The 22,319-nt window shown below is 71.8% G+C and carries 26 protein-coding genes; 15 read left to right on the top strand and 11 right to left on the bottom strand.

Annotated features, from left to right (window positions below; translation table 11 throughout):
* Positions 1–361 precede the first annotated feature (361 nt).
* Complete coding sequence (locus OG776_RS42250) at positions 362–922, bottom strand: UTRA domain-containing protein (RefSeq protein ID WP_329326701.1); 561 nt, start codon at positions 920–922, stop codon at positions 362–364.
* 43 nt (positions 923–965) lie between these two features.
* Positions 966–1,763 (bottom strand): GntR family transcriptional regulator, encoded by a 798-nt coding sequence (locus tag OG776_RS42245; RefSeq protein WP_443077403.1) that lies wholly within the window; start codon positions 1,761–1,763, stop codon positions 966–968.
* 730 nt (positions 1,764–2,493) lie between these two features.
* Here OG776_RS42245 and OG776_RS42240 point away from each other — a divergent pair.
* The 10 genes from OG776_RS42240 (at position 2,494) to OG776_RS42195 (ending at position 12,391) form a co-directional block, all read left to right on the top strand.
* Entirely contained in the window at positions 2,494–2,898 is a 405-nt protein-coding gene (locus OG776_RS42240; protein ID WP_329326698.1) for a hypothetical protein, read from the top strand.
* Between the two features lie 653 nt (positions 2,899–3,551).
* Positions 3,552–4,028 (top strand): hypothetical protein, encoded by a 477-nt coding sequence (locus OG776_RS42235; protein WP_329326697.1) that lies wholly within the window; start codon positions 3,552–3,554, stop codon positions 4,026–4,028.
* A 129-nt stretch (positions 4,029–4,157) separates the two neighbouring features.
* Positions 4,158–5,714 (top strand): DUF2637 domain-containing protein, encoded by a 1,557-nt coding sequence (locus tag OG776_RS42230; protein ID WP_329326696.1) that lies wholly within the window; start codon positions 4,158–4,160, stop codon positions 5,712–5,714.
* A 164-nt stretch (positions 5,715–5,878) separates the two neighbouring features.
* Positions 5,879–6,403: a hypothetical protein gene (locus OG776_RS42225; RefSeq protein WP_329326695.1), complete on the top strand. Its 525-nt coding sequence runs from the start codon at positions 5,879–5,881 to the stop codon at positions 6,401–6,403.
* Complete coding sequence (locus OG776_RS42220; RefSeq protein ID WP_329326694.1) at positions 6,403–6,630, top strand: hypothetical protein; 228 nt, start codon at positions 6,403–6,405, stop codon at positions 6,628–6,630. The genes OG776_RS42225 and OG776_RS42220 overlap by 1 nt, the downstream gene beginning before the upstream one ends.
* A gap of 152 nt (positions 6,631–6,782) precedes the next feature.
* A complete protein-coding gene (locus OG776_RS42215) occupies positions 6,783–8,747 on the top strand; it encodes a hypothetical protein (protein WP_329326692.1) in 1,965 nt (654 codons plus the stop codon).
* Between the two features lies 1 nt (position 8,748).
* Positions 8,749–9,165 (top strand): conjugal transfer protein TraB, encoded by a 417-nt coding sequence (locus OG776_RS42210; RefSeq protein WP_329326691.1) that lies wholly within the window; start codon positions 8,749–8,751, stop codon positions 9,163–9,165.
* Positions 9,166–9,254: 89 nt separating this feature from the next.
* Positions 9,255–11,537: a hypothetical protein gene (locus OG776_RS42205; RefSeq protein ID WP_329326689.1), complete on the top strand. Its 2,283-nt coding sequence runs from the start codon at positions 9,255–9,257 to the stop codon at positions 11,535–11,537.
* A 38-nt stretch (positions 11,538–11,575) separates the two neighbouring features.
* Complete coding sequence (locus tag OG776_RS42200; protein WP_329326688.1) at positions 11,576–11,725, top strand: hypothetical protein; 150 nt, start codon at positions 11,576–11,578, stop codon at positions 11,723–11,725.
* Between the two features lie 93 nt (positions 11,726–11,818).
* Complete coding sequence (locus OG776_RS42195) at positions 11,819–12,391, top strand: hypothetical protein (RefSeq protein ID WP_329326686.1); 573 nt, start codon at positions 11,819–11,821, stop codon at positions 12,389–12,391.
* 93 nt (positions 12,392–12,484) lie between these two features.
* Here the strand turns inward: OG776_RS42195 and OG776_RS42190 are convergent, their stop codons facing one another.
* The 6 genes from OG776_RS42190 to OG776_RS42165 form a co-directional block, all read right to left on the bottom strand.
* The gene (locus tag OG776_RS42190) at positions 12,485–13,096 is read right to left on the bottom strand and encodes a hypothetical protein (protein WP_329326685.1); all 612 of its coding nucleotides are present in this window, start codon (positions 13,094–13,096) and stop codon (positions 12,485–12,487) included.
* A 20-nt stretch (positions 13,097–13,116) separates the two neighbouring features.
* Positions 13,117–13,398, bottom strand: coding sequence for a hypothetical protein (locus OG776_RS42185; protein ID WP_329326683.1), 282 nt, complete (start codon positions 13,396–13,398; stop codon positions 13,117–13,119).
* 25 nt (positions 13,399–13,423) lie between these two features.
* Positions 13,424–13,744 (bottom strand): hypothetical protein, encoded by a 321-nt coding sequence (locus OG776_RS42180; protein ID WP_329326682.1) that lies wholly within the window; start codon positions 13,742–13,744, stop codon positions 13,424–13,426.
* The gene (locus OG776_RS42175) at positions 13,734–14,456 is read right to left on the bottom strand and encodes a hypothetical protein (protein ID WP_329326681.1); all 723 of its coding nucleotides are present in this window, start codon (positions 14,454–14,456) and stop codon (positions 13,734–13,736) included. The genes OG776_RS42180 and OG776_RS42175 overlap by 11 nt, the downstream gene beginning before the upstream one ends.
* A gap of 68 nt (positions 14,457–14,524) precedes the next feature.
* Positions 14,525–14,899, bottom strand: coding sequence for a hypothetical protein (locus OG776_RS42170; protein WP_329326680.1), 375 nt, complete (start codon positions 14,897–14,899; stop codon positions 14,525–14,527).
* A 95-nt stretch (positions 14,900–14,994) separates the two neighbouring features.
* The gene (locus OG776_RS42165; RefSeq protein WP_329326717.1) at positions 14,995–15,201 is read right to left on the bottom strand and encodes a hypothetical protein; all 207 of its coding nucleotides are present in this window, start codon (positions 15,199–15,201) and stop codon (positions 14,995–14,997) included.
* Between the two features lie 193 nt (positions 15,202–15,394).
* Here OG776_RS42165 and OG776_RS42160 point away from each other — a divergent pair, with 193 nt between their 5' ends.
* Both OG776_RS42160 and OG776_RS42155 read left to right on the top strand, forming a co-directional pair.
* Positions 15,395–16,564 carry a site-specific integrase gene (locus OG776_RS42160; protein ID WP_329326715.1) on the top strand — a complete coding sequence of 390 codons (1,170 nt, stop codon included), beginning with the start codon at positions 15,395–15,397 and terminating at the stop codon, positions 16,562–16,564.
* Between the two features lie 4 nt (positions 16,565–16,568).
* A complete protein-coding gene (locus OG776_RS42155) occupies positions 16,569–17,063 on the top strand; it encodes a hypothetical protein (protein WP_329326714.1) in 495 nt (164 codons plus the stop codon).
* Between the two features lie 67 nt (positions 17,064–17,130).
* Here the strand turns inward: OG776_RS42155 and OG776_RS42150 are convergent, their stop codons facing one another.
* Positions 17,131–17,592: a hypothetical protein gene (locus tag OG776_RS42150; protein WP_329326712.1), complete on the bottom strand. Its 462-nt coding sequence runs from the start codon at positions 17,590–17,592 to the stop codon at positions 17,131–17,133.
* A 122-nt stretch (positions 17,593–17,714) separates the two neighbouring features.
* Complete coding sequence (locus OG776_RS42145) at positions 17,715–18,140, bottom strand: hypothetical protein (RefSeq protein ID WP_329326711.1); 426 nt, start codon at positions 18,138–18,140, stop codon at positions 17,715–17,717.
* A 155-nt stretch (positions 18,141–18,295) separates the two neighbouring features.
* Between OG776_RS42145 and OG776_RS42140 the strand changes: the two genes are divergently transcribed.
* The 3 genes from OG776_RS42140 to OG776_RS42130 all read left to right on the top strand — a co-directional run bounded on the left by OG776_RS42140 (position 18,296) and on the right by OG776_RS42130 (position 20,813).
* Positions 18,296–18,682: a hypothetical protein gene (locus OG776_RS42140; protein ID WP_329326710.1), complete on the top strand. Its 387-nt coding sequence runs from the start codon at positions 18,296–18,298 to the stop codon at positions 18,680–18,682.
* A 176-nt stretch (positions 18,683–18,858) separates the two neighbouring features.
* Positions 18,859–19,824 (top strand): ParA family protein, encoded by a 966-nt coding sequence (locus tag OG776_RS42135; protein ID WP_329326709.1) that lies wholly within the window; start codon positions 18,859–18,861, stop codon positions 19,822–19,824.
* 20 nt (positions 19,825–19,844) lie between these two features.
* A complete protein-coding gene (locus tag OG776_RS42130; protein WP_329326707.1) occupies positions 19,845–20,813 on the top strand; it encodes a hypothetical protein in 969 nt (322 codons plus the stop codon).
* A 315-nt stretch (positions 20,814–21,128) separates the two neighbouring features.
* Here the strand turns inward: OG776_RS42130 and OG776_RS42125 are convergent, their stop codons facing one another.
* Entirely contained in the window at positions 21,129–22,283 is a 1,155-nt protein-coding gene (locus OG776_RS42125; protein ID WP_329326705.1) for an RNA-guided endonuclease InsQ/TnpB family protein, read from the bottom strand.
* Positions 22,284–22,319: the final 36 nt, after the last annotated feature.

Here is a 22,319-nt window from a genome sequence, read left to right as displayed (position 1 = left end):
AGCGATGGGCGTACCCGAGGCCCAAAACCATCCGGGTGCAGTAGCGAGGCGTGTGGGCCTCGCCACGGTGTGAGGTGTAGCGGTGGTGTGACCGAGCTGGTCACGGCGCATGAGGGGCTCCATTCCCTGCCCGAGTGCGCCGCCGCTGCTCTCATCGAACGTCCGGGGTGACTGGCTCCAGGGCCGTCGACCACGTACGATTCAGATCAAGAAGCGCCCCGCACACTGCGGGTTCTGGAGCCCGGCCCCCTCGTCCGCCAAGACTTTTAAGGGGGTCGGGCTTTCTGTTGTCTGTCGTTCGTAGACCTTAACGGCCAGTCACCACGCGGTGGCTGGCCGTTGCTGTTGCTGCTGGTGGGACCTAGTCGAGCGGGACGCCGTAGCGCAGCGTCCAGCCGCGGCCGAGAACGTGCCGGGTGACCTCAACTGTCCGACCGTCCTCGGTACGCCCGGTGTGCGTGATGGTGAGCAGTAGCTCGCCCACCTCGAGACCGAGGGCTTCGGCCTGGGCGGCGGTTGCCGGCGCCTGCGTGACGTCCTCAACGACGTCCGTCTGCGCCAGGCCCGCGTCAGCCATGCGGGAGATGATCCCGCCCTGTCCGGTGTCGAGCTGGGCAACCGCCGGGGCCGCCTCCGCGACGAACGCGGGGAGGTACGTGTCGGCGAGCTGGACCAGGCGTTCCCCGTCGTACATGCGGCGGCGTCGAATGACGACCTCCGTCTCTGCGCCCTCGCCGAGAATTGCGGCGACGTCGGCCGGGGCCGTCTCGCGCACGACGTCGACATCAGCGCGCGGTGCTCCTCCCGCCCGCTTCGTCTCGGCCTCGAACGCCCCGTGGGCGCCGTTCTCTGCCCGCTGCCGGTAGCGGCTCCGGGCGTCGCGGGTGATCGTCCCGTCGGCCCCGATGGTGTTGCTCGGCATGGTGCTCCTTACCTGAGGTGTGATCGGTCGGTGTGGTGGCGCCCTATTCGGCGTCCAGCTCCCACGTGTACGAGAAGCGCCAGATGTTCGCCGGCATGACGTGCACCGCGACTTCCACGATGCGGCCCTCCGCTGTCGACGCGTGATGAACCAGCTCGTATACCTGGCGGTCGTCCGGGATGCTCAGCGCTTCCGCTTCGGCCGGGGTCGGGAACCGGACCTCGATGGACTCCCGGATGCGCTTCTGTGCGTACCCGAGCTCGGCCAGACGGCTCTTGCTGCCTCCGGGGCCGGTGTCCTGCTTCTCGATGCTGGTACCGCCCGCGACGTCCACAGGGAACCAGGACGTTGCGAGCTGGACGACGAACCCCTCGTCGGGGTCCGCCGTGTCCCTGCCGGCGCGCATGGCCCGGTACCGGCTGATGGCCTTTGCGGAGTGGTGCAGCCCGAAGGCGGCGGCAACGTCCTGCGGAGGTCGAACCCGGTCGATCTCCGTGGGAGACGGCTTGTAGATCAGCCCGAGGCGGTTCAGCTCAGCCTCGAAAGCGCCACGGGCGCCGCCCTCGGACCGGGCTGACGGCTGGTACCTGCCGGTCCCGTCGCGGGTGATCTTGCCCAGGAACGGGGTCACGAATGAGCCCTTGCCCTGTCGGGTGAAGGCGAGGCCTTCCCGCTCCAGGACGCGGAAGACGTCACGAGCCGTCTGGAAGGCGATTCCCTCGGCCGCCTGCAGCTCGGACACACTCGGCAGCTTCCCGCCCGGCGGGTACTTCCCGCTCTCGATCTTCGCTCGGAGATCAGCAGCGATGCGCTCGATCTTGCCCGGCTCCTTCGTGGCCACGGCCTCCATCCCTTCTTCCGCATGTGTGTTGGTCTGTGGCCGACACTATGACATAGCTAGTTGAGCTACGGAAGCGGGGGCATTCTGCGTGGTGTGTCGATCAGCAAAAGGCCAGGTCAGAACCCATGAGGAAACGCGCCTAGCTAGTTGTGTTGACAGGCGGGATGCGAGGTGGGTTAATCGTGATCGCACCCCAACATAACTAGTTGAGTGAGGGGGTGCGTGAGCAACTGAGTGCGCCCCGTGAGCTACGGGGCCTGATAACTCCACAGCGACTGCGAGGAACACCCGGCCGGGAGGGCCGGGCACCGTGCGGGGTGACCCCCACGGCCTTCTGCCGGACGCCGTCACACGCGCCCTGCCATGGACCCTCGCGGAACCAGCACTCACCCGCAGCACCCCGACCGAGCAGTGACCAGTCGGCCCATTCGTGGGCCGGCTGTTGGCCGCTCGGCCACCGAATCCGAGAGAGGTCGGAATGTCACCCAAGTTGGACCTGCAAGGACAGACCTTCGGGCGACTGGAAGTGCTTGCGCCAGCAGGCGCGGATAGGCACAGAAACTCCCTGTGGCGCTGCCGTTGCGTGTGCGGTGAGGAAGTCACCGTGCGAGGCACGTGCCTGAAGCGCGGCAGCACTACGTCGTGTGGTTGTTTCAGTCGCCAGACCACAGCGGGAAGGAACCACGTCCACGGGCAGCGCGGGACGGTCTTGTACGGACGCTGGGAAAGCATGATCCAGCGGACTACGAACCCGAACAACACCAACTACGCCAACTACGGCGGGCGCGGCATCAGTGTCTGCTCGGAGTGGCGGGTGTCGTTCACGGCGTTCGCCCGCGACATGGCTGATGGCTTCTCGCCGGAACTGACGCTTGAGCGCATCGACGTCAACGGCGACTACTCCCCTGGGAACTGTCGGTGGGCCACGCGCAAGGAGCAGGCGCGGAACCGCCGTGACAACCGGCTCTTGGTCTTCCGGGGCCACGCCAAGACGCTTGGCGAATGGGCTGAGGTCCTCGGATTCAACCCAGACGCGCTAGAGACTCGATTGGCCCGTGGGTGGTCGGTTGAGCGAATGCTGACCACGGGTGCCGACCCAGACGTCATCAGTGGCCTGGAAGAGGCCGACGCCTGACGCCGCTCCGTACCGTCCTCGCCCGCCTGGGCCGAGCGTTCCGCAGCACCGCCGACGAGGCGGCCGTCCGAGACCCGGGCGCCGGCGAATCACCGTCACTGGTGGAGAAGCAACAACGATCTTTGACGCGGGCCCGCCCTCGATCCCTGAGGGCGGGCCTTCGCGTGTCCGAGCAGTGACCAGTCGCCCCACCCCGTGGGGCGGCCGTTGGCCGCTCGGCCACTCCGGCCCTGGAGCCGCCACTACGACTCCCCGGCTGGTCGCACCACCACCTGGAGGAGCAGTGGATGAACACGAGCCCTGAGTTACCGGGCGCCGCGCCCCCGGCACGGCTCATGACGATCCGAGTCAGCCGCGACAGCGGCAAGACGTACGGCGCGCCGATTGAGGTCCGGGCGGGAGACGACCTCCCGCCGATGTGGACGTCGATCTGGCCGCCGTGCGGGTGCCCGCAGCACCGTGACGACCACTGAAGGACGACGGCCCCCCGGCGGCGCCACTAACGCCGTGAGCCCGGGGGGCCGTTGCTGCGCCCATCACCTGGAAGAGAGAGAACGCATGGACGACCGTATCAACGCCCTGGCCGCCGCCCCGGTCGACTCCGACCCCGACATGGACAAGGCGCTGCGCCGGGTCCGCGAGGGCGGTTCCCGATGACTGGCAGCCCGGAGCACAAGAGGGCCGGCGACGGCCAGGAGGTACCGCAGTGGCTTGAGGACGCCGCACATGACCGGCTGGCCGCCGAGACGTACGCCCGGGTCCACGCGGCCGAGGACGCCGCCGCTGTTGTCGACCGGCTCCGGGACGGGATGGCCCGGCCGCACCCGGTCGTGTCGGCCCACCGGCGGCCGCACCCGCTGCGGCGCTTCGTACTGCGCCTGGAAACGGTCCTCGCCGTGACCCTGCTGCTCCCGGCGATCCTCGCGGACCACGCCCACTACGCCATCACCCGGCGGCTCACGCACCGGTTACAGCCGGTGCTGTACCGGGTCGACAGCTACCTGTTCCGGCTGGAGATCCGGCTCACCGAGAGCGGTGACCACCGGTTCGTACACGGGGTGGGCCTCTGGATCGCCCAGGCCGTCGACGGCCTGGACACGCTCCTCGCCCGCGTCGGCCTCTCCCGCTGACACCGGCATCGGCCTCGCCCGACGCCCGGGCGGGGCCGTTCCCGTCACACTCACCGCCGTTCCCGTCACGCGAGGAGCGCGGCCCCGCCGCCCCGCGCACACCCCGTTTCGATCTTTGGAGGCCCCACCGTGGCTACCGCCGCAATGCCCCTGAGCGGAGGCGACCAGCGTCCCGTTCCCGCCGCACTGAACGACGTTCCCGTCACGCCTGCCGTCGTTCCCGTCGCACCGGCGGCCGTTCCCGGCACGGTCAAGGGTCCCGGCCTCGGGGCGCTGACCCGGGCGCAGCAGATCACCGCCGGGGTGATCGTCTTCGCTGCGCTGGTCCTCGCCGGGATCGGCCTGTACCTGTCGTTCGAGCACGTTGCCGCGTTCGCCCACGACCGGCTGCGGTTCCAGAGCCTGGGCAAGGCGCGGCTGTTCACGGTCGGCGTGGACGTCGGGATCCTCGTCCTGATCGCCCTGGACCTGCTGATGGCCTGGCTTCGCCGCCCGGTCGCCTGGGTCCGCTACCCGGTGTGGCTGCTGACAGGCGCGACCGTGGTCCTGAACGCCGCTTCCGCCGCCCCGGCAACGGGCGCCTGGCAGCCCGTGGATTACGTGGCAGCGTTCGCCCACGGCATCGTCCCGCTGCTGTTCATCGTCGTGGTGGAGCTCGGCAAAACCAGCGTCGACCGCATCGTCCGCCCCACCAGCGACGAGGTGGCCGCCCGCGTCCCGCTCCACCGCTGGTTCCTCGCCCCCGCCCCCACGTTCGCCCTGTGGCGTCGCATGCGCCTGTGGGCTGTCCCCACGTACACGGAGGCCGTCCAGCGGGACCAGGAGATGCGCGTCTACCGGGTACTGCTGGAACGCCGGTACGGCCGCGGTTGGAAGCGCAAGGCGCCGGCCGATCTGCTGCTCCCCCTCACGATGGCTCCGTACGGCCTCACCATCGACGAGGCCTTGGCCCTGCCCCGGCAGGCCGAGGAGCGCGAGGCGCTGCTGAGGGAGGCGAAGGAGGAGGCACAGGCGGACGCGGACGCCCGGGCGGCCGATAGGGCCGCCGAGGCCCAGATCGGCGCCCTGCGAAGGAATGGAGCCGTTCAGGCCGTGCAGCACGAGGTGACCGCGTCGACCGAGCAGGCCGCCTTGACCGCACGGGCCGGGCTGGTCGCCGCCGAGCGGGCTGCTGAGGGCGAGGTGCAGGCACTGGAGACGGCAGCCGCAGCCGAAGCTGAGGCCCGCCGGGCAGCCGCGGTGAAGCAGGCCGCCGAGGACCGCGAGCGCGCGGCGGGAACGGAAGCACGCGCGGCGGGAATCGAGGAGGCCGCCGCTGAAGCCCGGCAACGCGCAGCGGAAGCGGACGCCCTCGCGAAGGCCGCACAGGCCCGCGCCGAGCGGGACGAGCAGGAGGCTGCGGCCGCCCGGCAGCTCGCAGCGGAAGCGGACGCCCTCGCGGCGGAAACGCGACTGCGTATCGCGGGAATCGAGCGGCGGGCGGCGGAAGCCGAGGACGAAGCGCGGCTCTCGCCGAAGGACCGGGCTGTGCGACGGCTCGCCCGCCTGGCCCTGATCGAGCACGACGGGAACGTCGAGGCGATCCACCTGGAGACGATCGCGGAGGAGTTCACCGTGTCGACCACGACCGCGTCGAACTACCGCCGCTGGGCCATCGAGCTGCTGGCCGAGGGCTACCGGATCTGACCACCGCAACACCCGCCAGGAGGGCGGCCCGGCCACGTGCTGGTGCCGCCCTCCGGCACGTTCTGGCGCTGCTGCTGCCGTCCCCGGTTCGCCGGGTGCGGTTGCGGGACCACCAGGCCCCACCCCTTCTGACCGATCACCCCGAGCCTGACGGAGGGCACACCGTGACGAACTCCCCTGACATCAACCGGCCCGAGCAGTACGAGCGGCTCCTTGCCCTGTCCGCGATGACGGCCTGGACGGCTTCCCGGCAGCAGGAGCACGCCGCCGACGCCGCCGCGTACGACGCCGCTCTCGCCGCCGTCCAGTCCGGGCTTCGCTCCCAGCACGTTGAGGGTGACGGCCGCTGGTCGGCGGTCCTGCGGGCCCGGAAGGTGGAGAAGCACCTGCGGACCATGGCGAAGGCGGCCCGGCAGCAGGAGCGGGCAGCGGAGGCGCTGCGCACCACGTACGCCGGGCATGTCGCCCACGTCGCCGCCCTCCCCGGGCAGCGTGACGAGAAGCGGCAGGCCAAGGAGCTCCGGAAGGCAGGCGGTCGTCAGGCCATCGCTTCCGTCGCGGCGAAGAGCCTGCACAAGACGGCCACGGCCGCCGCCCGGCAGCAGGCGACAGGCGGGGACGCTGCCACCCCGGCCGCCGGGCCCGCCCCGGCACGCGGCATCAGCGATCTGTGGCAGCGAGGCGCCTGATGAGCGACCGGCCGATGACCAAGGCGGAACGCCGCACCTACAACCAGCGGCAGCACGCCATCACCCGGCAGCAGGCACAGCAGGATCGAGGGCCGCGGGGCGTCGCGGAGCTCTGGTGGGACCAGGCCCGGAAGATAGCCGGAGACCGGGCCGGCCAGGGTGACGAGGCCGCGTGGAACGACCTTGCGGTGACGCTCAAGAACTACTGCGACCGCTACGGGCAGTAGCGGCCCGAGGCTTCACATTCATCATCATCACCACCCGCAGAGGGTGACCGGCCTCGCGCATAATGCGAGCGCTTGAGCGCGGGAGCGCACGAGCGCGCGTGCGCGTACGCGACCCGGTCACCCTCTGTCAACAGGAGGGGCCCCGAGTTCTCATGACCGACGACACCAACGTGATCACGTTCCGACCCCGGGCGGGGGACCCACCCACTCCCCCGCCGCTGCCCCCGCTCCCCGAGGCCGCGGCCCCGCCCCCGCTGCCCCCGTCGCCCTCGTCGGCCCCGGCCCCGGACACCACTCCGGACGCCGGGGCCGGGGCCGTTCCCGGCCGGGTCCGCCAGTCGGCGGCCGGGTCGCTTGCCGACGTCCTTGCCGGACCGGCGCCGCTTCCGCCGCTGCCTCCGCAGCCCACGGGTGATGCGCCGGCCACCTTCCGGTCCGAGGGCCTGGACGACGGGCCCGGGCAGCAGGGGCCGGGCCTGGGAGCCCTGTCCTTGTCGGCTGTCCTCGCCGTCGCCCTGGCCGCGCTGCGCGGCACCGTGACCGTGGTGTCCGACTGGCGGCAGCGGCGCATGGAACGCGCGGCCGAAGAGGCAGCGTGGCGTGAGGCGAAGGTGAAGCGGCACGCCGCCGAGGAGGACGCCCGGGCCAGGCTCGCCAAGGTCCCGACGTCCGCAGAGTTCGGCCGCAAAGCCGTCCAGGACGGACGGAAGGCGGCGGCCGGGCCGTCCGGGTCCGGGAAGTCCGGCAAGGGCGGCAGCACGGCGCAGGGATCCACTGGCGGCCCTACGCGGAAGCCTGGCCCCGTCAGCCCGAGCAAGCCGCCCGCGTCCACGAAGGGACCGGACAAGCCGCGGGGCGGGCCGACCAAGCCCAAGCCGCCGGACAAGACGAAAGACGGAAAGGGGCCGGGGCCGAGCGGCAAGACCGGCAAGCCCGGCAGCGGGAAGACGTCGCCCCCGGAGAAGACCGGTAAGCCGTCCTCCGGAGTTCTCGCCCCGGGCAAGGGCAAGTCACCAGGCGGGCCCGGCAAGGGCCTTCTGAAGCGCACCCGCGACCGCAAGGCCGACGGTGGCGTTCTGTCTCCCCGGGGAGACAAGGCCCGGCCGAAGAAGAGCGGCGGCGGTCCTGATGGCGGGAAGGGCCTGGACAGGGCCAAGCGCGGCGCCAGGGCCGACCAGGACAAGCGCGGTGGGAAGACCCGCCCGGACCAGAAGAGCGGCGGCCCGGGCCACTCGCCCCGTAGGCCCTGGCACGGCCGCAAGGGCCGCCCGAGGCCCGGCAGCGGGCCAGCAGCGGCCCCCGGCAAGCGCGCTACGCCTCCCCGCACTGGAGCACCGCCCAAGCCGCCCGGTGGCGCCCCGGGCGCCGGCCGGGTGCCGCCCCGGCCGAAGACACCCCCACGGGGAGCAGCAGGCGGTCCGCCTCCTGGTGGTTGGGCTCCGCCTCCTCGAGGAGCTCGGCGTAGCGCGGACGAGGACCTGCACAACGCGACCGCCTACACGGAGACCGTGATCACCGTGGAGCGGGCCGACCGCCCCGGCGACCAGGCCCGCCGGTGGGAGCCCACTCCCGCAGGCGCCGTCACGACCGGGGCGAGGAGCCTGCCCCGCTCCCCAGTGCAACCGGCCGGGCCTCGCCCCGGCACCACCACCAGCACGACGAAGGAGGCCACCGTGGGCGCACCTGCCCCCCGAATCCACATGCCCGCCGCCCGTACCGGCGGAGCAGCCGCAGAACACCTGACGGAAGTCACGCTCGATGACGTCCTGGACCACCTCGCCGCGTCCAAGGCCCGCTGCTTCGCCACGTACGACCAGTGCGCGGCTCTCGCCGAGCAGGCCCGGAAGCTGCGCCGCAGCTTCGAGGACCTGGCCGAGGAGCTCACCCAGCGGCACAACGTGATCGGCCGCCTCACATCCCGGGCCATGACCCGGCTGGCTGAGCTGATGGACGTCGTCGCCCGCAAGGCCGAGCAGATGCGCACCGAGTCGCTGAACGCCGCCGAAGCCGTCGAGACCGCGCACGACGCCATGCACGACGCCTACCGGCCCGTCCAGCAGGCGACTGCAGACGCCGGTCTCGACATGCCGTCCGCCCGCATCCACAACGAGGACTGACATGAGCGACCTGGAAGTGCGCCCCGTTCACCTGCCCGACAGCACCGGAGGGCGGCCCTCCTTTCTGGCCCTGGCCGCACGAGTGACGTCGTTCTCCACCGCCGCGTTCACGCTCGTCGAAGGGCTGCGGCTGCTGCGGCGGGAGATGGAACGCGACGCCGACGAGGCCGACCGCCTGGCCGAGATGTGCGACCAGGCCGAGGTAGAGCCGCGGTTCACCTCGCTCATCCGGGATGCCGACGTGGCGCTGCGCGCGGTCGCCACGACGTCCGGTGAGGCGGCGACCGTCGTCGACGACATGGCCACGGCCGCCGACGACCTGAACGCCGCGCACGACCGGGAGTACCGGGGCGTGTACGAGACCGTCCAGTCCTCGGGCGTCCAGCAGGCCCGCCCCGGGTTCTACCGCACCCGCTGACCCGCACCACCGCCCACGAGGGGCCCCGACCACACCGGCCGGGGCCCCTCACCTGTTCCCGCTCCCACGCCGTCCAGGAGGACCGCATCATGACCGCCGAGACCGTCCAGCCCGTTGCCCTTCTGGCCGCCCCGCCGCGTGGGCTCTCCCCCCGTACCGCCCGGCGCGTGGCAACGGCTGAGCGCGTCCTGTACGGCGCTGGGGGCGTCCTCGTTGCCGTCGGCCCGCACACCGACTCCCTGCCTCTCCACGTGGCCGCCATGGCTGCCGGAACGGTCACCATGGCCCGACTGTGGCGCCGGACCCGCAGCGGCGGCAGCGGCCTCCTGACCGCCTGCTGCCGGGCCCTGCCGGTCCTCGGCCTGTCCGGCTGCTACACGGCCGCTCTCGTCTCCCCCGGCATCGCCTGGTGGGAGATCGTCGCCCCTGTCGCCACGGCGGCAGCGGCCGGTATCGCCGCACCGGTGACCCGGTCCCTCGGCCTGCGACAGGCGGCAGACGAGCTCCCCGATCTGGTCGCCGCGCACGCTGCGGGGCTGGACGAGGAGATCCCGGCCGACACGTACGAGGCCGGTCTCCACCGGATGTGGGTCGCCTCGTCCGCGACCGGCGACACCGCCCTGACCGGCATTCACCGGTCCGACCCGGCCCGGCCCGACTTCACCGCGGTGATCCTCGCCCCTGCCGGGGAGGCCATCTCCCGCGCCCTGGACAAGCATGCCGTCGCCGCCGTCTTCGACGTCCCCCCGGAGGCCGTCACCCTGACCCCGGTCGACGGCGCCGGCCCCGGCCGCATGGCGCTGCGCGTCGCCCCGGTCGCGGCTGCCGAGACCGCACAGGACGACGACGAGGTCCGCGCCCTGTGGGATCTGCGGGTGTCAGGCCCGAACGGGGTGCACCCGGGGATGCTCCTGGCCGACTACCGGATGACGGATGACCGCCTCGTCGTCCTGGTCGAGGCCGCCGAGGACCACATGATCGACCTGCGCCGTAACCGGCTGGCCCGGGCGCTGCGTGTCGAGGACCCGGAGCTGATCATGATCGAGACGGACGGTCTCGCCCACGGCGTCGTCACGATCTACCGGGAGCACCCGCTGGTCCACATCCGCGAGGCGACCCGCGCCGACCTCACGATGGGCAAGGACGGCCGGGTGACCGTGGGCCTCCGGCACGACGGCCGTCCGGCCCGCATGCCGCTGTACGACCCGGAACTGGGCGCGCTGACCGATCTCCTCGTCGGCGCCCCCGGGTCCGGGAAGTCCGTCACGCTGCTGACGCTCATTGCGGCCGAGCGGCTGTCCGGTGTCGTCTCGATCGTCGCGGACGCACAGGACGGCATGAGCCTCCCGGAGGCTGACGGCCGGGTGTTCCACTTCGGTGCCGGCCGGGCCGCCATGGGGGCGACCCTCGCCGCGCTCTGCGCCGTCGCGGACTACCGGGAGCAGGTCTCCGCCGCGAACGGCTGGGGGTCCTTCACCCTGGGCAACCCGTGGCCGCTGATCATCGCGACCCTGGACGAGATCAACCGCGTCCTGGCGGCCGACGCTGACGTTCACGCCGACTTCCGCAAGTGGGTCGCCGGAATGATCTCCCGCGTCCAGTCCACCGGCCGGAAGCTCGGCATGGGCCTCCGGTACGCCGGGCAGTCCATCCACCTGCAAGACCTGGGCGACTCCGACAAGATCCGCTCCGGGGCGAAGCAGGGCACGGTCTGGCTCGGCCGGACCAACAGCACCATGACCCAGCGCATGGCCAGCGACATGACCAGCGGCACCGTCGAGGTGACCCCGATCCCCCGCTACTTCGGGGCGGGCGGCTCCTCGGAGGTCGCTGCGGCCTGGTCCGGCGAAGAGGCCCCGCCCGGGCCGGTGACCGCCGGGTGCGCCTGGATGATCCAGGGCGGCCACCCGGGCATGACCCGCGTGTTCCGCGCGGTGAAGAAGAACCGGACGTACCCGGGCCTCATCGCCCTCATGGAGGCCGAGCCGATCCCCGGTCTCACCCCGGAGGAAGCCGACATCTTCACCGCCGCGTACACGGAGGCCTTGCCGTACGCGGAGACGCTGATGGTCGCAGGGGCGAACGGGACCATCGACAAGGCCGCCCTGGTCGCGGAGCTGGAGACCGTCGTCGATGCCCTCGACACCCACCGGGCCGTCAAGGCAGGGAAGGCACCGGCCCTGACCCTCCGGGACCGCATCCTGACCGCCCTCACCGACGGGCCGCTCCGCACCCGGGAGATCCGAAAGGCGGTCGGTGTCGGCACCGATGGCGGCCCCGCGTCCGGGTCCGTCGACAACACCCTGTCGAAGCTCGCCGACGAGGGGCACATCGTGAGCGCCGGTCACGGAATCTGGTCACGTCCCGAGTAACCGCCCGAGAAGGTCCATGCCGCCGCCACCATGGCGGCATGGACTTCGAATACGACTGCTGGTGGTGTGGCACGACCTGCGTCGTCTACGGCAGGCCGGTGGGCTTCTGGGTCGAGCGGTACCGCCTCCCCGGTGAGTGGGAGTGCTGGAACTGTGGCGCCACCAACACCACCCCCGACGATGACTGACCGCCCTCGCACAGCAGCACACAGCAGGCCCGGAGCATCCCCCGCTCCGGGCCTTTCCCATGCCCGCGCACCGCCTTGCAGGAGGACCACACCATGTACGAGCCGACCATCACCGAGCAGCTGCCCACCGTTGTCCAGGCCCCGACCGTCTACCAGCCGCAGCACCTCGCCCCGGCCGCCTACGTGCACCCCGCGTTCCCTGTCCCGGCCGCCGACCCGCGCCGCGCCCTGGTCCAGATCGAGGACACCGGCGAATGGGTCCTCGCCCGGGTGCCGGCCGCGCCGCCCGTCCTCGTCCCGGCCGCCCCCGACGCTGCGCCGCGACGCCCGCTGTCCGCCCTGGAGCGCGGCGCGATCATCGTCGTCTCGTCCATCTGCGCCGTGACCCTCTCCGTAGGAGGAGCCCTCGCCATGGCCGGTCCGTACCTTGCCGACATCGCCTCGTTGCTGCTGGGGACCGCCGCCGTGATCGGTGCGGCCACCCTCGGATGGGCCGGGCTCCGCATCTTCGGCGGCACGTCCAGCGCACACGGCCAGGGCACCGCCGCCCCGAGCGCGTCCCCGATGGAGGTCAACATCACCGGACACGGCGGCCAGGGCGGCCGCTGGGGCTCCCGTGGTGGCACCGGCGTCCGTATCGACAAGCTCACCATCAACGGCCGCTGACGGCCCGTCTGACGTCTTTGCATGACCAGGCCCCCGGCCGCCCCCACCAGGGCGGGCCGGGGGCCTCTTTCGCGTTCCCGGGCCGCCGCACGGTCAGTCGGGCCGCTCCTCCTGGTCGTCCTCGTCCTCGTCGTCGTCCAGGCCGAGGATCGACCTCCCCCGTCGGATGGAGTTCTCGCCCAGCTCGATCATCCGTCGTGCCCGCTGCTCCAGCGTCAGGCCCTCGAAGTCGTCGCGAGTCGTGATCCGGATGGGACCGCCGTCCGGGCCGGTGAGCGCGAGGGTCTCACCGAACAGCGACGTGTGCCTACCGGCGACGACGTCCAGGAGCCGGATCGTCTCGGACTCCGTCAGGCTGTTCGGCTCCATGCCGCTGAGCGCCTGGGCCAGCTTGCCCTTCGCCAGATTCAGCAGCTTGTGCGTCGTCTCGGCGGACTTCCGCCCTTCCTCGGCCCAGACCGCATCCGCGATCTGGGCACGGTTCCGGTCCCACGCCTGAGCCCTCTCCCGCCACAGGTGCGGACCTGCGATCGCGCGGAGGTACCCCCCCGATTTCGCTAGGGTTTCGCTCGCCTTTTGTACGGTCCGGCCGGGGCCTAGATCCCGGAATGCAGCAAATTGCTCGTATCTGCGCCCCGTCTCCCCTGGTTGCTGCTCCCACGGGTCGAGCTGGGGGTCCAGCCGAAGGCGCTTGATCTCTGGCACGGGTGTCTCCTCTCCCGGTGTCAGGCAGCCGCGGTAGCGGTGTGCTTGGCGTGCATCCCGACCACTTGGGAGCAGAGCTGTGCGTGGTCGGGATGCGTGGTGGCCACGCTCGGCACCATCCCGTCCAGGAGGTTGCGGAGCAGCGTCCCGTTCAGTGCGTACAGCGGCTCCGCCCCGGGGAGCGGTCGGGAGGCAGCGGCTTCGGGACTGATCTCGTCGAGGAGCGCGCTTGCGGCGAGCAGGGCCTTGTAGGCGAGGACGTCCGCGTCGACGGTCTGGGCGGCGGTCTGGTCGGTGTTCATGTGTCTCTCCTGGTTGCAGGGGCGGTCAGTGGTCGGCCGTGATGTCGGCGGTGAGGCAGCGGTCGCAGACGCGGAGCAGGACCTGCGTGCCGTCGGCGTGGGCCTGGGTGATGCCGGGGCGGGCGAGGTCGTCGCACAGGAGGCACCACGGGGTGAGCAGTAGGTCGCCGATGTGGCGGTGCCCGCAGTCGACGCACCATGCGCCGGCCGATGGGGCGGCGGCCGTGGTGTAGATCGCTCCGGAGTGTCCGCACGATCCGGCGGCGAGGGCCCGGGTCGCCGCTTCCACGGCCCGTACGCGGACGGCCAGGCCGAGGAGCACCGTCCGGACGCTCTCACCGGGCACGGCGGTCGTCCTGGTGTCGGCGGGCGGCGGCGAGGAGCTCGTCCCTGGGCGTGTCGATGCGCAGCCAGGCTTCGGCGTCGACAGCGAACGCTTCCGCCTCGGCCGAGCGGTGCGGGTCGTCGAACTGCCGGTGCCAGGCGGTCGCTGACCCGCAGGCCTCGATGCGCACGATCTCGTCGGCGACGTGCGCGAGCTCGTGCGCGATGACGCGGTCTGCGTCGGCGATCGCGTCGTCCACGAAGACGTCGACCCATCCCGTGCCGTCGTCGTCCCGCTTGAACACCGAGTGGCCGGTCTCCGGCCCTTCCACGATCCGGGTGTTGCCCAGCCGCAGGCACCGGAAGGGCGAGGCGGCGACCAGGCCCTTCGCGAGACGCTCCCAGCGGCGGGACCCGGGCCCGAGGCTGACCCACTGCCATGCGCCGTCCCGGCCGACGAACTTCAGCGCGGTCTCCGGCGGGACCGGTACGCGCCGGGCGTTGCGCTCTGCCTCTTGCGCGGCCCGGATCGGCGCCAGGTTCAGGGGCGGCCGGGAGCGCTGTTCCTCGAGGCGGCGTTCGGCGATCCGGGCCCGGGCCGCGGTGAGGTCGAGCGGCGGCCGGGACCGGCCTGTGGCCCACTCGGGGTCGAGGCGGGCCAGGAGCTCGGCGTGCCTGGTGTTGTCGGGGTTGCGGGCGGCGTACGCCCGGGCCGCCGCGAAGTTGAGAGCCATCTACGGGTCCTTCCGGTGAGGGGGCGTCGCCGGGACGGCACGGAGGCCCGTAACGGGCCGCAGGGCGGTCACCGGCTCTCGCCTGGGGTGAGGTGAGCAAGCGCAGCCGTCCACACAGGGACAGCCGCGGTGGACAGCGCCCAGCCGTCGGGGCGCTCGGTGAGAAGGCCGGCGGCTGTCGCGGCGGCCAGGTAGCGGGCGACGGTCTCCGGACTGGCGGCGCAGGCCCGGCCGAGCCGTACCGTCAGGGGCTCGCCGTCGAGCGGATCGGCTACCCGCCCGCAGTCGTCAGCCAGACCGGCCGCGCCGTACAGGGCGACGAGGAACCGCGACCGGCGCAGCGAGACCGGCATGTCCCGAGCCCACGGGCCGGTCAGCAGCGCCCGCCAGACGTCGGCGATGATCCCGGCCGACGGCAGGGCGGGGGTGGGCGAGGAAGACATGGGGGGACTCCCGGACGTTGGTCAACGGGGTCCCCGGCCCAGAACCAGCGGGACGACGAGCAGCAGGGCGCGGCCAGGTGGCCGGCCCTCTGCGGTCAGGAAGCGGCAGCAGCCGCGGTGCGGTCGCGCTCCAGCTCGGAGCAGTGGATGCGTACGCGGTGGCCGGTCGGCCCGAGGCGCTTCACGCGCATCGTCGGATCGGCTGCGATCCACCGCGACACCGTCTTGGGGTTGACCTGGAGAGCTGCCGCGAACTGAGCGCGGGTCAGCCACTCCTGCGCTTCGGCGGATTCGATGGTCATCGGTCTCCCTTCGTGCGCCCTGATCGGGGCGGACGGGGACAATAGCCCATCTGTCGGAATCTGGCGGATGCCTCTTCCGTGCTGCACCCCGCCCCGCCCGAACGTCCCCGCGTGAGTCCGCATGTCCCCTTGCGTCCCCCCTCAGCTTCGTATAATTTCCCTTATACGAAGCTGAGATGAGGGGGTGTCACCCGTGCCCGAGACGACCGCGGTTGAAGTCGTCGACGCCGAGCTGGTCGACGAGGACGAGAGCGGCGCACTGCTGCCCGCCGTGTCCCGTCCGGTCGCCCGGCCCCTGGTGGACCGTCACACGATGCTGCGTCCCGGGGAGGCCGTGCCGACGACGGCGGACGCCCCGACGTACAGCGAGGCGGACTTCCGCATCTCACAGGAGACGGCCGACCTGCTGGACGAGGCGCCGCCCGCGAACACGTCGCGCACCTACAGCTGGGCCTGGAGCAAGTTCGACGCGTGGTGCGCCGAGCGGGGCCGGGTGCCGCTGCCGTGCACCACGGCGACGTTCGTGGAGTACGTCGGCCACCTGATCCGCGAGGACATGGCTCCGGCCACCATCCGCGTGCACATGTCCGCGATCCGCTCCCGCCACCCCGACGACCAGAAGCCGGGGACGAAGAAGGCCGGCGAGGCGATCCGCGCTCACGGCCGCCGACGGGCGAAGGCGGGCCACCGTCCGAAGAAGGCCCCGGCCGTCACGACGTCGATGCTCGGCGCGCTGGTAGCCACCTGCACCGGCAGCACGCCCCGCGAGGAGGTCACCGCTCTCCGGGACGCCGCGCTCTTCACGATCGGCTGGGGGATGCTCTCGCGCCGCTCCGAGCTGGCCGGTCTGCTCATCGAGCAGGTCGACGTCGAGGAGGAGGGCGTCACTGTGCACGTGGCGTTCTCCAAGACGGACCAGGACGCCGAAGGCGAGGACACGTTCATCCCGGCCGACCCCGACCCGGCCGTCTGCCCGGTCGGCCGGGTGTCCGCCTGGCTCGCGGAGCTCCGCCGCCAGGGCATCACGTCCGGACCGCTGTTCCGCGCCGTGACCCGCAGCGGCACCATCCCGTCCCGCAGCCGAGGTGACTTCCTCACGCCCGACAGCATCGGCGCCATCGTGAAGCACCGCGCGAAGCTGGCCGGCGTCTCCAACCCGGCGGCCGTCAAGAACCCCGACCGCATCACGGCTCACGGCCTGCGGCGCGGCCCCGCCCAGTACCTCGCCCGCAACGGCCAGGACCCCACCGCACAGGGTCGGTGGAAGCAGGGCTCAAGGACCGTCGAGAAGCACTACCTCGCCCCCGCCCGGGGTCGAGAGAACAACCCATTCATCGCGGCTCGCACTGTCGAGGAGAAGTGACCGAATGACCGTTGACGAGTACGCCCGCTGGAAGACCCTTGCTGTCCGCCGTCCCGACGACGTCCCGGGGGCGACGCCGCTGTCCTGGCAGATCGAGAAGCACGGCCTGCACGACGACCGGCTGTTCAACAACGCGCTGCCCGCCGACTTCCCCCACGAGGTGGAGCGCGGCGACGCTGACGACGCCCTGGCCGCCCTCGCGCTTCGGGAGTCGATCCGCCGCGACATCGAGCACGGGCGCGGCAACCGCATCCACGAGGCCTTGAAGCTGGGGGCCACCTGGCGCCAGATTGCAGCCGCGGTTGACGTCGACACGGACGCTGCCCGCCGGCTGCTGCGTGCGTACGCCGACGGGCAGCACAACCTGCACCTGAGGGACGTGGAGCACGGCGAGGCCCGCCCGCTCGGGTTCAACGCTGGGGAGTACGCCGCCACGATCGCTCTGTGCGAGCTGCTGGGTGACGACGAGGTGGCCCCGGCTCCGGTGGGGACGCGGTAACGACTCGTCCCACGACGGAGGGCCCGCCGACCGTGATGGTCGGCGGGCCCTCGTCTGTGCTGGGGGGCTACGCGGCGGCCGGGAACTCGGCGGACTGCTCGGCCCGGGTCAGCGTGAGCGTGGGCGCGGACGGCTTGGTCGGGATCTCCCGGCCGAGCTCGGCGAACACGGCGGCGATGGCCTCGCGGTCCCAGTCGGTGCGGGTGGACTGGACCCAGGTGACGGACCAGGACCCGTACTCGCCGGTGGCGGCGCGCTCAAGGACCTTCCTCGCGGCGCGCTTCTCGCGTGCGCCCCGGTTGTAGAGCTCGCGGGCCCGCTCGTGCTCCTCTGCGGCCTGGGCGATCTCCTCGGCCGTCGGCGGCTCTTCGGCGTCGGGGCCAGCGACGATGCGCTCGCGGTTGGTTCGGGCGGCTGCGGCCACGGCCCGGGCCAGGGCGGCCGGGGTGGCGGATCGGACGGCATCGCCGGTGGTGCGGGCGGCGCGGCGCAGGGTGCCGAGGAGAGTGGTCGGGCGGATAGCCTTCACGGTGCGTCCTATCTGGCGGGGCCGGTGGTCACATACCGCCCGCCGAATCACTTACGGGTGTCGGGTCGCGAGGCCGCCAGTGGAGTTGCTGCTCCTGCTGGCGGCCGTTCTCGTGTCCGGGCCTACTTGGTGTCGAACAGTGCGGGGGCCGCGGGGGCGGGGCAGGCACCGAGCTCGGGGATCTCCTGGCCGGTCTGCTCGGTCAGGAAGCGGGCGGCCTGGGTCCTGTGGCACCAGTTGCCCGGCTTGTTGAGGCGGTCGAAGCACAGGAGGACGAGGGGGCGGCCGGACTCGTGCTGTGCGGCGATCGCTTCGAGTTCGGCGCGGATGGCGTCGATGCCGACCTCGGTCAGCTGGCGCCGGTAGCTGAACTCGTAGGCGTCCTCGGGGAGGTTCTGGGCGAGGAGGGCCCGGGTCGGAGTGAGGGTCTTCGCGTGGCCGGCCACCTTGTAGCCGAGGCGGAACCGGGGGTGTCCGGCCGTGGTGCGGACCGGGATGCCCATGTCGGGCGTGAACTCCTGGTAGGTGCAGGTGGCGAGGGTGGGCATTGAGTGAGGGCCTTTCGCTCGTTTCCCCTGGTGGGGAGTGGTTTGAACAAGACCAACTCTATCACTTTTGGGTGTCATAGATCGCTGATTTCCGACACTGTCAGGTGATAGAGTCGGCGCGCCGATCACCCCCTGCGGACAGGAGATCTCCCGCCATGCGCCGTAAGCGCAACCTGTGGCTCGACCGGGCCCGCTACCGCCGCGTCGCCGACGCCGACGATGCATTCCTCACCGCCCAGCAGACGGTGGAGCTGCTCCTGCGCGGCTACGTCGAGGGGCACGTCACCGTCGACCTGCCGGAGAGCCGTGGGCAGCAACCCGACCGGGGCCGCGTCGTCGTGCCCCTGCCTGACGACGTGTTCGCCCGCGCGGAGTCCGCTGTCGGGGAGCGGCGCATCAGTCTTCTCCTGGACACCCTGATCGCCGCCTACCTGGACGGCACGGTCATGCTCGCACTCAGCGCCACCGACGCCCGGCGCGCTCCGAAGCAGCCGACGCTCACCCTGGTCCCGCCCGGTGAAGCGCAGAACGGCGAGGGCTGACCTGAACAGCTGCTGAGTGCGGCCGCCCCTCGCAAATCAGCCGGATGAAGGCGGGCAAGGATGGGGCGGCCGCAGCGCGGAGGCTACCGGCTGCGCCGGGTTCTCGAGGACGCCTGTCGGCGCGGAGAACGACCGCGGGGACATTCCAGCCAGGGCGGCCCGTTAGGTTCGCGGGCATGACTACATCACCTGGAGAACCGCTCGGCCCCGGGGGGCCGCCACGGATCGCACTGCCATCTCTCGACATTCCGGCCGGTGACCGGCTGGAGACTGTCTCCGCCTGGGACGCCGATACGCCGTACCAGGCATGGCGGCCGCAGATCCTCGTACCGGCAACGTTCCGCCCTGCGGAGCCGCCCCGAACGTACGTCGTCGTGAACCAGAAGGGCGGGGCGGGCAAGACCACCACCGTGGTGGAGCTCGCCGCCGCACTGGCCTCTGGTGGTCTCCGGGTCCGCGTGATCGACGCCGACCACCAGGAGGCCGCCCTGTCGGTGTGGCTCCTGCCGCAGTACCCGGCCGACTCGCCGCGCCACTCGCTGCGGTCGGTGTTCTTCGACGAGTGCACGCTGGCCGAGGCGACCTATCCCACCCTGTTCGACGGCGTCGACATCGTGCCGTCCGGGCTGGACCTGTCGCGGGTGGAGTACGAGCGGCCGATCGGGGCGGAGAACGCCATCGCGGCCGCGCTCGCCCAGGAGGCGGAGGAGGCCGGCGGACACTCGCCGTACGACGTGACGCTGATCGACGCTGCCCCGTCTCTCGGTCTGGTCACCGTCGCCGCGCTCACCGCCGGGGACGAGGCCCTGGTGCCCGTGAAGGTGGGCGGCCTGGACATGAAGGCGATGGCGTCGCTGGACCGCACGATCCGCAGCGTCCAGCGCAAGACCAACCCGAAGCTCAAGGTCGGCGCGGTCTTCCTCACCGCGTGGGACAAGAGCGACTTTGCCCGGCAGCTCGCCACGAAGGTGAGCGAGGACTACCCGGAGGCGGTCGTCGTGCCGATCCGGCGGAACGTCCGCGCGGCGGAGGCTCCGATCGCGGAGCAGCCGGTGCGGCTGTACGCGCCGAAGTCGACGGCGGCCGGGGACTACGACCAGGCCGCGCGCATCCTCCTGCAGACGCCGGGGGCCGCAGCGTGAGCCGTCGTCGCAGCCTGGTCATGCCGTCGACCCGTAGCGCCGAGCCCGACGACGTCGACAAGGGCGAGGAGCTGGAGGCCGGCGCCGGGGAGGCGGCGGCCGCGCAGTCCGCTGGAGTCGTTGCGACGCTGACCGGCGCGGACGTGTCGACGCCGGTGACCGTCGCGCAGCTCCCCACGCCGTACGACGTCGCGGAGACCGTGACGAGCCCGCTGGACGACGAGGAGCGTGCGCACCTGGCCGTGTGCGAGCAGGCGCTCCACGGGTTCCGGAAGTCCGTCATCGTCGCGGGCAAGGCGCTGGACATCATCAACCGGGCCCGCCTGTACCGGGAGACACACGCGACGTTCGCCGACTACGTCGACGAGGTGTGGGAGATGAAGCGGGCGCACGCCTACCGGATGATCGAGGGATGGCGGCCCGCCGCCCTGGTGTCTCCAATTGGAGACATCAACGAGGCGCAGGCCCGGGAGCTCGCGCCCACGCTCAAGGAGTACGGCCCGGAGGTGACCGTGGCCCTGTACCGGGGGGTCCAGGAGCTGCGGGGCGACAGGAAGGTCACGGCTGCGGACCTTGCGGAGGCCCGCGCGGTGCTGCCTCCGGCCGGTCACCTCGCCCGGCCGGACCAGGTGCGCGACGTCCTCACCGTGGCGGCCGCCGAGGGCCGTGTGCCCCGCCTCGCCCCGGCCGAGCCACAGCCGCAGCCGCAGGTACCGGCGCAGGCCTCCGATGAGGCGCAGCCGGACGGCGGCGACATCGGCCAGGGCGAGCTGGACGAGGGGGCGGAGGCCATCGGCACGATGGAACGGGCCCTCGCCCAGCAGCGGCAGATCTACGACGCGGTAGGCGGCGGGGTCCTCGCGGCCGCCCTGCTGTACGACCCGGGCCGGGGTGAGCGGCTACGGCACGAGCTGCGGCAGTACGCGAACCGGACGGCGCACCGGATGCGGGACCGCACCGACGAGGACGCAGCTACACCGGGTGTCTGACCCTGGGTGCATACTGTCCGCCACCTGCTCCTGGCTGGTAGGGACGGAGTACGAAGGGCCCGGCGTCGTCGTCGCCGGGCCCTTCGTCGTGCCGGGACGAGGTCAGGTGGCGGGGAGATCCGCGGGGAGCTTCTGCTCCTGGCCGTCGTCGTCCTCATCCAGCCCGAGGGGACGGGGCCGGCGGGTCCGGCGGCGTTCCTCGCCGGGGCGGATGCAGTCGATTTGACGTCCTCCCGGCCCTGAAGGACCGGGATTCCTTCCGCCCGCAAGGTGCGGGCCTCGGTGGGTTCCTGTTTCAACGGGTCCTGCCTTCCGTCAGACGGAGGGGCTTACGGTCCCTCCGCAGGCGTTTTGGCTCTCCGCACGTCCTGCGGCGAGCACGATGCGGGCCGCGTTCACGTCCCGGTCGTGGGTGGTCTGGCATCCCTGGCACGTCCACTCCCGGACGTTGAGGGGCTTGGGTCCGTCGATGACCATGCACACGTGGCAGGTCTGCGAGGACGGGAGCCAGCGGTCGACCTTGCCGAAGGTGCGCCCGTAGCGGGCGGCCTTGTACTCCAACATGGCCGTGAACTGGGCCCATCCGGCGTCGTGGACGGACTTCGCGAGCCGGGTGCGGCCGAGACCCTTCACACACAGGTCCTCGACGTACACCGCTTGGTTCTCGCGGATGATCGCCGTGGACAGCTTGTGGTGGTGGTCCCGCCGCGCGTCGGCGACGCGGGCGTGCAGCCGCGCCACACGGGCGGCGGCCTTCTTCCGGTTGCTGCTGCCCTTCTGCTTGCGCGAGAGGGCCTGCTGCGCCTTGCGGAGCTTCCGCTCTGCCCGGCGCAGGAACTTCGGAGAGGACACCTTCCGGCCGTCGGAGAGCACCGCGAAGTGGGTGAGGCCGAGGTCGATTCCGACGTCGCCGGTCGTCTCCGGCAGCACCTCGGACGGGTCGGTCTGGACGACGAAGCTCGCGAAGTACCGTCCGGCCGCGTCCTTGACCACGGTGACCGAGGACGGGTCCGAGGGCAGCTCGCGGGACCAGCGCACGGGGATCTCGCCGACCTTCGCCACGTACAGGCGGCCGTTCGAGCGAAGGGAGAAGCCGTTGCGGGTGAGCCGGATCGCCTGCCGGTTGTCCTTCCGTGACCGGAACCGGGGAGCGGCCACCTTTGGGCCCTTCCTCCTGCCGGTGACCGAGGCGAAGAAGTTCCGGTACGCGGTGTGCAGGTCGGAGAGCGCCTGCACCAGCACCACCGACGACACCTCGCCCAGCCACTCCCGCTCGGGGGCGCGCTTCGCGGCGGTGATGACCTGCTTCTGCAAGTCGGTGTCCTTGATGTACGGCAGCCCCGCCGCGTGGGCTTCCTGCCGGACGCGGAGGCCGTCGTTGAAGACGACCCGCGCGCACCCAAACGCCTGGGCAAGCGCGGTGCGCTGGCCCGGCGTGGGGTCGAGGCGGAAGTTGTACCGAAGCTGCATGGCTACACTCTAGCACCGCTTTATAGCTAGCTTCAG

Origin of the sequence: Streptomyces sp. NBC_01689, from assembly GCF_036250675.1 — a bacterium.
Lineage (GTDB): Bacteria > Actinomycetota > Actinomycetes > Streptomycetales > Streptomycetaceae > Streptomyces.
This window is presented reverse-complemented; position numbering and strand designations above follow the sequence as displayed.

Bases quoted from the DNA above. Each gene is read 5' to 3' on its own strand.
- OG776_RS42250 (WP_329326701.1), bottom strand. From the start codon at position 922: ATGCCGAGCAACACCATCGGGGCCGACGGGACGATCACCCGCGACGCC.
- OG776_RS42240 (WP_329326698.1), top strand. From the start codon at position 2,494: ATGATCCAGCGGACTACGAACCCGAACAACACCAACTACGCCAACTAC.
- OG776_RS42235 (WP_329326697.1), top strand. From the start codon at position 3,552: ATGACTGGCAGCCCGGAGCACAAGAGGGCCGGCGACGGCCAGGAGGTA.
- OG776_RS42220 (WP_329326694.1), top strand. From the start codon at position 6,403: ATGAGCGACCGGCCGATGACCAAGGCGGAACGCCGCACCTACAACCAG.
- OG776_RS42215 (WP_329326692.1), top strand. From the start codon at position 6,783: ATGACCGACGACACCAACGTGATCACGTTCCGACCCCGGGCGGGGGAC.
- OG776_RS42210 (WP_329326691.1), top strand. From the start codon at position 8,749: ATGAGCGACCTGGAAGTGCGCCCCGTTCACCTGCCCGACAGCACCGGA.
- OG776_RS42205 (WP_329326689.1), top strand. From the start codon at position 9,255: ATGACCGCCGAGACCGTCCAGCCCGTTGCCCTTCTGGCCGCCCCGCCG.
- OG776_RS42200 (WP_329326688.1), top strand. From the start codon at position 11,576: ATGGACTTCGAATACGACTGCTGGTGGTGTGGCACGACCTGCGTCGTC.
- OG776_RS42195 (WP_329326686.1), top strand. From the start codon at position 11,819: ATGTACGAGCCGACCATCACCGAGCAGCTGCCCACCGTTGTCCAGGCC.
- OG776_RS42185 (WP_329326683.1), bottom strand. From the start codon at position 13,398: ATGAACACCGACCAGACCGCCGCCCAGACCGTCGACGCGGACGTCCTC.
- OG776_RS42175 (WP_329326681.1), bottom strand. From the start codon at position 14,456: ATGGCTCTCAACTTCGCGGCGGCCCGGGCGTACGCCGCCCGCAACCCC.
- OG776_RS42170 (WP_329326680.1), bottom strand. From the start codon at position 14,899: ATGTCTTCCTCGCCCACCCCCGCCCTGCCGTCGGCCGGGATCATCGCC.
- OG776_RS42165 (WP_329326717.1), bottom strand. From the start codon at position 15,201: ATGACCATCGAATCCGCCGAAGCGCAGGAGTGGCTGACCCGCGCTCAG.
- OG776_RS42155 (WP_329326714.1), top strand. From the start codon at position 16,569: ATGACCGTTGACGAGTACGCCCGCTGGAAGACCCTTGCTGTCCGCCGT.
- OG776_RS42145 (WP_329326711.1), bottom strand. From the start codon at position 18,140: ATGCCCACCCTCGCCACCTGCACCTACCAGGAGTTCACGCCCGACATG.
- OG776_RS42140 (WP_329326710.1), top strand. From the start codon at position 18,296: ATGCGCCGTAAGCGCAACCTGTGGCTCGACCGGGCCCGCTACCGCCGC.
- OG776_RS42135 (WP_329326709.1), top strand. From the start codon at position 18,859: ATGACTACATCACCTGGAGAACCGCTCGGCCCCGGGGGGCCGCCACGG.
- OG776_RS42130 (WP_329326707.1), top strand. From the start codon at position 19,845: ATGCCGTCGACCCGTAGCGCCGAGCCCGACGACGTCGACAAGGGCGAG.
- OG776_RS42125 (WP_329326705.1), bottom strand. From the start codon at position 22,283: ATGCAGCTTCGGTACAACTTCCGCCTCGACCCCACGCCGGGCCAGCGC.